This is a genomic window from Paraclostridium benzoelyticum (genome assembly GCF_001006285.1).
Lineage (GTDB): Bacteria > Bacillota > Clostridia > Peptostreptococcales > Peptostreptococcaceae > Paraclostridium > Paraclostridium benzoelyticum.
Genome location: NZ_LBBT01000168.1, coordinates 1 through 12,201, shown reverse-complemented (window position 1 = coordinate 12,201; position 12,201 = coordinate 1). Strand labels below are relative to the sequence as shown.

The window sequence follows — 12,201 nt, the reverse complement described above, 5'->3', positions numbered from 1 at the left end:
GTTATTCATATGAATAACCTTTTTTATTATTTATTTAATAGTATATTCCTTCTTCAAACATATCTTTTAATTCATTTAGATTATTTGTTTTTCCTAAAGCAACTATAAGCTTTATTCTAGCCTTTTGCCCAGGTAAATCACCAGCAAATATACATCCTAGATTTCTTAAATCCCTACCAGAACCTAAATATCCATAACTATCAAAAACTCTACCAGAATGGCATCTAGATGCTATAACAACAGGTATATCTTTGCTTCTAGCATATTCTACACCTTTTAACATTTCTGGAGGTATATTTCCTCTACCCATAGCTTCTATAACTATACCTTTACATCCTTTATCAGCTGCAAACTTTATAAAAGAATCATCCATGCCAACACCTGATTTTATAAGAGCAACATCAGACTCAACTTTATCTACTAAGATTGTTTGTCTATCAACTATATCTCTAGATAACACAAGTTTATCACAGTCAATTATTCCTAAAGGACCACAAGTTAAAGATTTAAAAGTATTTAATGTAAGTGTATTAGTCTTAGTAGCTTCAGATGCTAATAAAACTTCATTACTTAGAACAACTAAAACACCTTTATTATAAGCTTCATCAGAAATAGCAGTACAAACAGCTGCAGCAAGGTTACTTGGACCGTCATATCCAAGTTCATCACTACTTCTCATTGCACCTGTAACTATAACTGGTTTAGGTGTATTCAATGTTAAATCTAGGAAATAGGCAGTTTCTTCTAAACTATCTGTACCATGAGTAACAACAACACCAGAAAATTCGTCTTTTGAAATTATATCGTTTATATAATTTCTTAAACTAAGCATTTTCTCAGGTGTCATATGAGGTCCTGGAATCTCATCGAAGTTGTATATCTCTATATCAGCAACTTTATCTATGTTAGTTACCATAGACATTATTTGCTCCCCAGATAGAGATGGTATAGCAGCACCTATTTTTTCATCCACAGTCATGGAAATAGTTCCACCTGTAAATACTATAGCTACTTTTTTCTTGTTTTGCATAGTATCGACCCCCTAAAATTTTTATTATATATATACATTAAATTATACCAAAAAAAGCGAGATAAATGTAGAATTGAGCATAAAAAAAAAGAGCTTGGGGAAGCTCTTTTTGCGTTAAACTAACTTCCGTTGTCAGTTTAACATTGGATATAAAGTCTATCCGTTCAAAAGGGGTATTGGGAATAGAGATTTTAATTAAGGTTATCAGGGGGATAACCATGTATATATAATACCAAGATTCGACAGAAAAATCAACAGTTTTTGAAAATATATTTAATTAAAATTGAAAATTGATTTTAAACATAAAAAAACCTACTTCTTTTCCGTTAAGAAGTAGGATTTAAATGAATGTATACATCCATTTAAAAGGGGTATTGGGAATAGAGATTTTAATTAAGGTTATCAGGGGGATAACCATGTATATATAATACCAAGATTCGACAGAAAAATCAACAGTTTTTGAAAATATATTTAATTAAAATTGAAAATTGATTTTAAACATAAAAAAACCTACTTCTTTTCCGTTAAGAAGTAGGATTTAAATGAATGTATACATCCATTTAAAAGGGGTATTGGGAATAGAGATTTTAATTAAGGTTATCAGGGGGATAACCATGTATACATAATACCAAGATTCGACAGAAAAATCAATAGTTTTGACAAAAAAATTTAAAAAACATTAATTTACGATAAAAATAGATATAAAAAAAGAATAAGAGCAATAGAAGTGTGTAATTATAGCGCTTTGCTATATAAAAAAAGAGGAAATAGTGGTATAATAGTAAAAGTTTCACTAAAATTATATGATAATTTACATAGTTAATTGGGACAATAATATAGAGTATAAATAGTATGATTAAATACAAAGAAAGTTGGTGTATTAGTATGGAAATATACTTAGATAATAGTGCAACAACTAAGCCATATGAAAAAGTAGTAGAAAAAATGGTATATGCACTTACTACAGATTATGCAAATCCTTCAGCTGTACATAAAAAAGGTGTTGAAGTTGAAAAAAATATAAAAAAAATAAGACAAGAAATAGCTAGAAGTATAGGATGTAAAGATAAAGAAATAATATTTACATCAGGAGGAACAGAAGCTAATAATACAATTATAAGAGGTATTGCAAATCTTCACAAAAAGAGAAAAAATCATATAATAACGACAAACATAGAACATCCATCAGTTTTAAGAACGATGGAAGATTTAGAAGAACAAGGATTTGAAGTTACTTATCTAAAAGTAAATGACAAAGGAATAGTAAATATAGATGATGTAAAAAATGCAATAAAAGAGAATACTATATTAATTAGTATGATGCATGTAAATAATGAAATTGGAAGTATACAACCTATAAAAGAAGTAGGTAAGTATCTAAGCACGTTAAAGGAAAAAGTATATTTACATGTAGATGCAGTTCAGTCATTTGCTAAAATCAATTTTAAACCATCTAGATATAACATAGACTTTATGAGTGTTAGTGGACATAAATTACACGGACCAAAAGGTATTGGATTTATGTACGTAAAGGAAAATAACAAAATAAAACCTATGTTAACTGGTGGAGGACAAGAAATAGGAATAAGATCTGGAACTGAAAATGTAGCTGGTATATATGGACTAGGAGAAGCTATAGATATAATAATGTCAGATTTAAATTCAAAAATAGAGAAAATAGAAAAACTAAAAGTTTTACTAAAAGATTTTATAGTTGAAAATATAGATGATATTAAAGTGAATTCTCCTGAGGACGGTGTATGTCATATATTAAATATATCATTTAAAGATGTTAAAGGAGAGGTACTACTTCATCATTTAGCACAGCAGGGTGTATTTGTATCTACAGGATCAGCTTGTTCATCAAAGAAAAAGGGAAGCCATGTTTTAAATGCAGTAGGGCTTACTCCACAAGAAATTGACGGAGCTATAAGATTTAGCTTATCGGATATGACAACAGAAGAAGAAATAAATGAAGCTTGTGAAATAATAAAAAAATCAGTAGAAGAACTTAGATTTATAATAAGAAGACGATAATTAAGAGGTGATAAATTTGTATAATATAGCTATAGTTAAGTATGGAGAAATCGGTGTAAAAGGAAAAAATAGATATATATTTGAAAATAAATTAATAAAAAATGTGAAAAACATGTTAGCTCCTATAGGAAAGTTTAATGTATATAAAGAATATGGAAGAATATATGTTGATTTAGGAGAATATGCAGAAGACTATGAAGAAGTATTAGAAGAAATCAAAAAAGTATTTGGAGTTGTAGGAGTTTGCCCAGGTATAAGAGCAGAAAAAGACTATGATAAATTAAAGCAACTAGCGCTACAACTTTTAGAAGAAAAGATAGAAGAGGGTTCTGAATCGTTTAAAGTTACTTCAAGAAGAGGAGATAAGAGTTTAGAATTAACTTCTCAAGAAATGAGTAAAGATATAGCTGGATTTTTAGTTTATAATGTAAAAGATAGAATAAAAGTTGATGTTAGAAACCCAGAGACAACTATACACTGCGAATATAGACAAAATCATGTAATGGTATATAGTGATACAGTTCCAGGTTATGGAGGTCTTCCAGTTGGAACAAATGGTAGAGCAATGTCTTTATTATCTGGAGGAATAGACAGTCCAGTTGCTTCTTGGATGGTTGCAAAAAGAGGAGTAGAAATTGAAGCTATACATTTCCACAGTTATCCATTTACTAGTGAAAAATCACAAGAAAAAGTAAGGGACTTAGCTCAGATACTAGCAAAATATTGTGGTAAAGTTAGACTTCATAAAGTAAATATATTAGAAATACAAAAGGCAATAGGCGTATCATGTAAAGAAGAAGAAATGACTATAATATCTAGAAGATTTATGATGAAAATAGCTCAAAGAGTAGGAGAAATGAGATTCTGTGATGCATTAGTTACAGGAGAAAGTATAGGACAAGTTGCATCTCAAACTATACAAGGATTAACTTGTACAAATGCTTCTGTATCATTACCTGTATTTAGACCTCTTATAGCAATGGATAAATCAGAGATAATAAAAATAGCTCAAAAAATAGGAACATTTGAAACATCAGTTATACCAGAAGAGGATTGTTGTACAGTATTTTCTCCAAAAAGTCCTGTAACAAAACCTAAATTAGATAGAATAGAGAAATCAGAGTCATCTTTAGATATAGAAAAACTAATACAAGACGCAATCGATAATATGGAAGTTGAAGTATTTGAATTTTAATAAAAAAGGATCTATACCATTTTGTATAGATCCTTTTTTATTATTTATTATGAGCTATTACACCGAACTCAGCTAGTATTTTAGATGCTTTTTCTATATCTTCTTTAGTAGCATCTGGAACATCTTTTAACTCATATTCAAATCCCATGTTTTCCCATTTATGAACACCTAGAGTATGATAAGGAAGTAATTCAACTCTATCAACATTTTTTAGAGTTGAAATGAATTTACCCATAAGCTCTAAGTTTTCTATATCATCTGTTATTCCAGGAACAAGAACGTGTCTTATCCAAACCGGTATATTTCTATCGCTTAAATGCTTAGCAAATTCTAATGTCTTATCTATGCTAACACCTACTAAATCTTTACATTTTTCAGGTACCATATGCTTTAAGTCAAGTAAAACTAAATTTGTGTAATCAAGTACTGGATCTATGACATCTATGTTTACAAAACCAGAGGTATCTAAACATGTATGAATTTCATTTTCTTGAGCTTTTTTAAATAAATCTTTTAAAAATTCAGGTTGAAGAGTAGCTTCACCACCAGAAACTGTTAAACCTCCTCCCGAGAATTTCATATAAGAAGAGTATTTTTTTACTTGTTCTATTATTTCATCAGTAGTGTATTCAGTTCCGCCTTTAACATCCCAAGTATCTCTATTATGACAGTACTTACATCTTAAAGGACAACCTTGCATGAATAATATAAATCTAATTCCAGGACCATCTACAGTCCCAAATGTTTCTATTGAATGAACTCTACCTTTTACCATTTTATCCACCTCGTTAATTATATATTATACTAATAAAATTTATCATCTAAAATAATTGTATACATTATACTTTCTACCCACTATTATAAAACATTAAACTTATAAAGTCTATTAAATAGTTTTTTTAATTCATGGGAATTTATACTTAATTTATTTATTTTAGTACTTAGAAAAAAAGAGTGCAAACTGATGAGGTTTGCACTCTGAATATACTTTGATAATCGATTGTTATAATATGTTTACATTTCTATTAAGTTATAATTAGCACATTTTTCCGTGGAATGTTCTGTTTATAACGTCTAATTGTTGCTCTCTAGTTAACTTGATGAAGTTTACAGCGTATCCTGAAACTCTTATAGTTAATTGAGGGTATTTTTCTGGATGCTCCATAGCATCTTCTAAAGTAGCTCTATCAAATACGTTTACGTTTAAGTGATGAGCGTTTTGAGCAAAGTATCCATCCATCATTGAAGATAAGTTGTTTACTCTTTCATCCATGTCTTTTCCTAAAGCACCTGGTACTATAGAGAAAGTATTAGATATACCATCTTGAGCATGCTCGTATGGTAATTTAGCAACTGATGATAATGATGCTAAAGCACCGCTATTATCTCTTCCATGCATTGGGTTAGCTCCTGGAGCAAATGGCTCACCAGCTCTTCTTCCGTCAGGAGTGTTACCAGTTTTCTTACCATAAACAACGTTTGAAGTTATAGTAAGTATAGATTGAGTATGATAAGAATTTCTGTAAGTCTTGTTCTTTCTTATCTTGTTCATGAAGCTTTCAACTAATTCAACAGCTATATCATCAACTCTGTCATCGTTGTTTCCGTATTTAGGGAAATCACCTTCAACTTCGAAGTCAACAACTATTCCTTCTTCATTTCTTATAGTTTTAACTTTAGCGTATTTTATAGCAGATAATGAGTCAGCACATACTGATAAACCAGCTATACCACAAGCCATAGTTCTGAATACGTCTCTATCATGTAAAGCCATTTCTAATGCTTCATAAGAATACTTATCATGCATGTAGTGGATTACATTTAATGTATTTACATATAAGTTAGCTAACCAATCTGTAAACATATCGAATTTTTGCATAACCTCATCGTACTCTAAGTATTCAGAAGTTATAGGCTCGAATCTAGGTCCAACTTGCTTGAATTTCTTCTCATCTACACCACCGTTTATAGCGTATAATAAAGTCTTAGCTAAGTTAACTCTAGCTCCGAAGAATTGCATTTGTTTACCTATTCTCATTGCAGATACACAACAAGCTATACCGTAGTCATCTCCCCAGTAAGGCTTCATTAAATCATCATTCTCGTATTGAACAGAACTTGTGTCTATTGATACTTTAGAACAGAAGTTTTTGAATCCTTGAGGTAATTGAGTAGACCATAATACTGTTAAGTTTGGCTCTGGAGATGGTCCAAGAGTATATAAAGTATTTAACATTCTGAATGAGTTTTTAGTTACTAATGTTCTACCATCTAATCCCATACCACCTATAGACTCAGTTACCCAAGTTGGGTCTCCAGAGAATAAATCGTTGTATTCAGGAGTTCTTAAGAATCTAACCATTCTTAACTTCATAACGAAATGGTCCATTATTTCTTGAGCTTCTTCTTCAGTTAATACACCAGCAGCTAAATCTCTTTCGAAGTATATGTCTAAGAAAGATGATACTCTACCTAAAGACATTGCAGCTCCGTTTTGATCTTTAACAGCTCCTAAGTATCCGAAGTATGTCCATTGAACAGCTTCTTTTGCGTTAGTAGCAGGTTGAGCTATATCGAATCCGTAAGATGCAGCCATTTTCTTTAATGCTTCTAATGCTTTTATTTGATCAGATAATTCTTCTCTTAATCTTATAACTTCTTCATCTATACATCTAACTTCTAAAGAAGCTTTTTGATCTAATTTATCTTGTATTAATTTATCAACACCGTATAGAGCAACTCTTCTGTAGTCACCTATTATTCTACCTCTACCGTAAGCATCTGGTAAACCAGTTATTATACCAGCACTTCTAGCAGCTCTCATGTCAGGAGTATAAGCATCGAATACACCTTGGTTATGAGTTTTTCTGTACTTAGTGAATATTTCACTTATTTCTGGGTTTAATTTGTATCCGTAAGCTTCACAAGAAGTTTCAACCATTCTTATTCCACCGAAAGGCATTGCAGCTCTCTTTAAAGGAGCGTCAGTTTGAACACCTACTACTGTTTCTAAATCCTTGTTTATATAACCAGGACCGTATGCATCTATTAAAGATACAGTATCAGTATCTACGTCTAATGTTCCACCATTGTCTCTTTCCTTTTTGAAAAGATCCATAGCTTCATTCCATAATTTTTTAGTGTTCTCAGTTGCTCCAGCTAAGAAAGAATCATCTCCCTCATATGGTTTGTAGTTTAATTGTATGAACTCTCTTACGTTTATTTCTTTAGTCCATCTACCAGTTTTGAATCCTTGCCATGCATTCATGTTGATAGCCTCCTTAAGTTTATATGTGTTGAGTATATTTATTTTATAAAATCTAGCTAGATATTTTTTAAACAATATAATCATAACATAGAATTAGTATTTTGTATACAGAATTTTACACTATCTTTTCTTTTTTGATAGATTTTTCTGTTATTTTGTTATATTCATATGATACCCGGTTAAAATGTCGAATAAACATAAATTTTAAGAATAATTTTAAAATTTTTTATACATATAGAATTAAGTTGATTGAATATGTATTTAATAAGGGGGGATATAATGATATTTATAATAGGTCTATTTATAATAGGATTTATACTTATAACAAAGGGTGCTGATATTTTTATAGATTCTACTATATCTGTAGGGAAAAAAACCAACATACCTGAAATTGTTTTAGGTGCAACTATAGTTAGCCTAGCAACTACATTTCCTGAATTGACAGTTTCATTATGTGCATCAATAAAAGGGCACACAACAATGAGTTTAGGAAATGCAATAGGGTCTATAATTTGCAATACTGGGTTAGCACTTGGATTAGTAGCAATTATTAGGCCTTTTAAAGTTGATAAAAAAGTATTTAATTCAAAAGCTACATTATTAATTATATCTATAATTATTTTAATTGTATTAGGATTGGATAAAGTTATAGATAGAAAAGATGCTATGGCTCTAATGGGAATGTTAATTATTTACATGATTAACAATTACAAGAGTATACCTAAAACTAAAATGAGATTAGTATCAGATGCGAGTGCGAGGAAAGATGTAAAATCAATCAATATGTTGAAAATAGGTTTTTTATTTATAGTAGGAATAATTATGATGATAATAGGTTCTAGGCTATTGGTGGATAATGGAATAATAATAGCCGAATATATCGGAGTTCCACAGGGAGTTATAAGTTTAACTGTAATAGCATTAGGGACTTCGCTTCCTGAGTTAGTATCTTGCTTAACAGCTATAAAAAAGAAGCATAATGCTATATCTGTAGGCAATATATTAGGCGCTAATATTTTAAATATAGTTTCAGTAATATCTATATCATCTTTTATAAATGATACGCCAATACTTAAACAAACATCAATTATAGATTTTCCATTTATGATAGTATTAGTTTTAATTTTAACAGTTCCTACAATTATAAAGGAAAAAATTTATCGACTTCAAGGCGTCTTAATGCTACTTACATATTTACTGTATTTATTTGTTATATATTTTACATATATAAAATAAAAAAATAGAGGGTTATATAATACCCTCTATTTTGCTTTAAATTGAATACGATATTTACTATTAGGATAAAATATTAATTGCATAATATTTAAAAAAAATATATAATTGATAAAGTTAATATAAATTGATAACGGAAAGGAAACAATATATGAATATAGTTAAATTCGATGATTTACCAATAAATGAGAACATAAAAAAAGCTGTATTAGAAATGGGATTCGAGGAACCATCTCCAATACAAGCACAAGCAATACCAAAAATAATTACTGGAGTAGATATTATAGGTCAAGCACAAACAGGTACGGGGAAAACAGCAGCATTTAGTATACCTATATTAGATATGGTAGACCCAGAGGACAAGAGTCTACAAGCGGTAGTTTTATGTCCAACAAGAGAATTAGCAATACAAGTTTCAAGTGAAATAAGAAAAATAGGTAAGTACATGCACGGGATAAAAACTTTACCTGTATATGGAGGACAACCTATAGACAGACAAATAAAGTCGCTTAAGAGTGGGGTTCAAATAGTTATAGGAACTCCAGGTCGTATAATAGACCATATAAATCGTAAGACTTTAAAGTTAGATAAAGTAAAAATGGTTATATTAGATGAAGCGGATGAAATGCTAGATATGGGATTCAGAGAAGATATCGAAATGATTTTAAATCAAACTCCTGAAAATAGACAAACAACTTTCTTCTCAGCTACTATGCCTAAAGGAATATTAGATTTAACAAAAAGATTCCAAAAAGATCCTGAGCATGTAAAAATAGTTAGAAAAGAACTTACAGTTCCTAATATAAAACAATACTATATAGAAACTAAATCTGCTAATAAGTTAGAAGTATTATGTAGATTGGTAGATGTATATAACCCTAAATTATCAGTAGTATTTTGTAATACAAAAAGAGGTGCTGATGAATTAGTCAGTGATTTACAAGCAAGAGGATACTTCGCAGATGCATTACATGGAGATTTAAAGCAAACTCAAAGAGATATAGTAATGGATAAGTTCAGAAATGGAACTATAGATATATTAGTTGCTACAGATGTTGCTGCTAGAGGGATAGATGTTGATGATGTAGAAGCTGTATTTAACTATGATTTACCACAAGATGAAGAGTACTATGTACACAGAATCGGAAGAACAGGAAGAGCTGGTAGAAATGGAATATCATTCACTTTTGTTTTCGGAAAAGCAATGAGAAAGATGAAAGATATAGAAAGATACACTAAATCTAAATTAGAAAAGCATAGCATACCTTCAATATCAGATGTTGAAGAGAAAAAAGTAAGCTTATTCTTTGATCAAGTAAAATCTACTATAGAAGAAGGTCATTTAACAAAACAAGTACAATGGTTAGAGAACTTCTGCAAAGAGGAAGATTATGATACTTTAGATATAGCTGCTGCTTTAGTTAAGTTAGCTCTAGGTGACGAGGCGAAAGAAGAAATAATAGAAGAAAGTCATAGCACAGGTGCAGAGTCTGGAATGACTAGATTATTTATCAATATAGGTAGAAAACAAAAAGTTCAAGCTAAAGACATCGTTGGAGCTATAGCTGGAGAAGTTGGAATACCAGGAAAATTAGTTGGAACTATAGATATATATGATAAATATACTTTTGTGGAGATACCAAAGAAACACACTAGAAAAGTTCTTGATAAGATGAAGAACATAAAAATAAAAGGAAATAAAGTTAATATAGAAAAAGCAAATAACAAAAGAAAAAAACAATAAATTAGGGACAAGTTTGCCTCCTTTTGAATAATCTATAATAAGACTTCAAAAGGAGGTGTTTTATTTGTCAGAAACAGTATTTCAAATGTTAATATGGTTAATATCTGTAGTTATAACAGTAGGAGGCGGATATTTAATAATATATTTAAAGAATAAAATAGGTAGTGAAAAATTAAGTTCATATTACAATATTGCTAAAATGATTGTAATGAGTATAGAGCAAACACAAACAAATTTAACTTCTGAAGAAAAGAAACAAATTGCAGTAGATCATTTAAAGAAACTAACTAAAAATAAGTTAAGTGATGAAGAAATAGATAGATTAATTGAATCATCTGTATATGAAATAAAAAAATTAATTTTAAATAATAAATTATAGAACATAAAGGGTGTTTCAAATATTTTGGAACACCCTTTTTTTATTAGATTTAGAATTCTAGGTTTAAAGATAATAGTCTTCTTTTAAGTTCATTCATTACGTTAATTTCATCAGTTAAAGAATTTGCATCATAGGTAACTGAAAACCTTAGAAAACTTCCACAATCATCCCAAGGAACGGTAGATACTAAAGCATGAGAAAGTATATAAAGACTTGCTTCTTCAGCACTACTAAATCTAACTCCATTTTTAACACCCTTAGGTATTTTCACATAAGAATAAAATCCAGCATCTGGCTTATTTGTTTTAAATCCAACTTGATTTAAAACATCAATCAACAAATCAAATCTTCTTGAATATCTTTCTTTATTTAAATTAATTAAGTTATGATAGTTATCAAGTGCATAAGCGCCTGCTTTCTGAATAGCCCTAAACTGACCAGAGTCAGTATGGCCTTTTATAGCACAATATAGTTGCATAGCTTTTTTAGAACCTACAACAAATGCTAACCTCCAACCAGTCATATTAAATGCTTTTGATAAAGAATGAATTTCTATACAGACATCAAGGGCCCCATCAACACTAAGAATACTAAGAGGAATACAGTCTCCATAAGTTAAAGCTCCGTAAGCTAAATCAGAAACAATTATGATATCATTTTCTTTTGCAAATTTAACTGCATGCTCATAAAATTTTTTTGTTGCGATTTGACCGGTAGGATTATTAGGATAATTTAAATATAGAAGTTTTGATCTTTTCTTTATATCTGCAGGTATATTGTCTAAATCTGGATAAAAATTATTTTCGGGACATAAAGGGAGTTTATAAATTTCACCACCTAAAAACTTAGAATATGTTCCAAGTACTTGATATGCAGGGGATGGCATTAGACATATATCCTCAGGATTTATAAAACATAGTGGAATCATAGCAAGTACTGGTTTAGAGCCTATTCCATGAACTATATTTTCAGGAGTTATATTTTTCAAATTATACATATTATTTAAATATCTACAAGCTGATTCTTGAAATTCAATAATTCCATTGTCTGAGTAAAATCTATTTTCAGGCTTTCCAGCTTCCATACATAATATATCAACAATAGAACTATCAGCCATTTGATCTGGTTCTCCAACTCCCATATCAATAAGTTTTACATCAGGAAACTTAGATTTAACCTCTTTTGTTATTTTTTTTATTTTCTCAAATTTATAGAGTTTATCATTGCTTTCAAAAAATGATGAACCACCAAGTCGGGTAGAAACTTTGTTGTCAATAAAATCCATTATTATTCCTCCAAAACTAATTTAGTATAA

General features: G+C 29.9%; 9 protein-coding genes. 5 read left to right on the top strand and 4 right to left on the bottom strand.

Features of this window, described 5'->3' with window-relative positions; all coding sequences use genetic code 11:
• Positions 1-34: 34 nt before the first annotated feature.
• A complete protein-coding gene (locus VN21_RS07820; RefSeq protein WP_046822752.1) occupies positions 35-1,030 on the bottom strand; it encodes an asparaginase in 996 nt (331 codons plus the stop codon).
• Positions 1,031-1,915: 885 nt separating this feature from the next.
• Here VN21_RS07820 and VN21_RS07815 point away from each other — a divergent pair.
• Positions 1,916-3,067: a cysteine desulfurase family protein gene (locus VN21_RS07815; protein WP_046822751.1), complete on the top strand. Its 1,152-nt coding sequence runs from the start codon at positions 1,916-1,918 to the stop codon at positions 3,065-3,067.
• 16 nt (positions 3,068-3,083) lie between these two features.
• Entirely contained in the window at positions 3,084-4,262 is a 1,179-nt protein-coding gene (gene thiI, locus VN21_RS07810; RefSeq protein WP_046822750.1) for a tRNA uracil 4-sulfurtransferase ThiI, read from the top strand.
• A 40-nt stretch (positions 4,263-4,302) separates the two neighbouring features.
• Here thiI and pflA read toward each other — a convergent pair whose 3' ends face one another.
• Together pflA and pflB are read right to left on the bottom strand one after the other, a co-directional pair.
• Positions 4,303-5,037: a pyruvate formate-lyase-activating protein gene (pflA, locus tag VN21_RS07805; protein WP_046822749.1), complete on the bottom strand. Its 735-nt coding sequence runs from the start codon at positions 5,035-5,037 to the stop codon at positions 4,303-4,305.
• Between the two features lie 261 nt (positions 5,038-5,298).
• Complete coding sequence (gene pflB / locus VN21_RS07800; protein WP_046822748.1) at positions 5,299-7,530, bottom strand: formate C-acetyltransferase; 2,232 nt, start codon at positions 7,528-7,530, stop codon at positions 5,299-5,301.
• Between the two features lie 279 nt (positions 7,531-7,809).
• Here pflB and VN21_RS07795 point away from each other — a divergent pair, with 279 nt between their 5' ends.
• The 3 genes from VN21_RS07795 (at position 7,810) to VN21_RS07785 (ending at position 10,886) form a co-directional block, all read left to right on the top strand.
• Entirely contained in the window at positions 7,810-8,766 is a 957-nt protein-coding gene (locus VN21_RS07795) for a calcium/sodium antiporter (protein WP_046822747.1), read from the top strand.
• 148 nt (positions 8,767-8,914) lie between these two features.
• Positions 8,915-10,507 carry a DEAD/DEAH box helicase gene (locus tag VN21_RS07790; RefSeq protein WP_046822746.1) on the top strand — a complete coding sequence of 531 codons (1,593 nt, stop codon included), beginning with the start codon at positions 8,915-8,917 and terminating at the stop codon, positions 10,505-10,507.
• Positions 10,508-10,571: 64 nt separating this feature from the next.
• On the top strand, positions 10,572-10,886 hold the full coding sequence (locus VN21_RS07785; RefSeq protein WP_046822745.1) for a phage holin: 315 nt from the start codon (positions 10,572-10,574) through the stop codon (positions 10,884-10,886).
• 49 nt (positions 10,887-10,935) lie between these two features.
• On the opposite strand, the gene VN21_RS07780 is transcribed toward VN21_RS07785, so the two are convergent.
• Positions 10,936-12,171, bottom strand: a complete 1,236-nt coding sequence (locus tag VN21_RS07780; protein WP_046822744.1) for an LL-diaminopimelate aminotransferase — start codon at positions 12,169-12,171, stop codon at positions 10,936-10,938.
• Between the last annotated feature and the right edge of the window lie 30 nt (positions 12,172-12,201).

Excerpts from the sequence above, each read along its gene's own strand:
- VN21_RS07820 (WP_046822752.1), bottom strand. The coding sequence starts at position 1,030 with ATGCAAAACAAGAAAAAAGTAGCTATAGTATTTACAGGTGGAACTATT.
- VN21_RS07815 (WP_046822751.1), top strand. The coding sequence starts at position 1,916 with ATGGAAATATACTTAGATAATAGTGCAACAACTAAGCCATATGAAAAA.
- pflA (WP_046822749.1), bottom strand. The coding sequence starts at position 5,037 with ATGGTAAAAGGTAGAGTTCATTCAATAGAAACATTTGGGACTGTAGAT.
- pflB (WP_046822748.1), bottom strand. The coding sequence starts at position 7,530 with ATGAATGCATGGCAAGGATTCAAAACTGGTAGATGGACTAAAGAAATA.
- VN21_RS07795 (WP_046822747.1), top strand. The coding sequence starts at position 7,810 with ATGATATTTATAATAGGTCTATTTATAATAGGATTTATACTTATAACA.
- VN21_RS07790 (WP_046822746.1), top strand. The coding sequence starts at position 8,915 with ATGAATATAGTTAAATTCGATGATTTACCAATAAATGAGAACATAAAA.
- VN21_RS07780 (WP_046822744.1), bottom strand. The coding sequence starts at position 12,171 with ATGGATTTTATTGACAACAAAGTTTCTACCCGACTTGGTGGTTCATCA.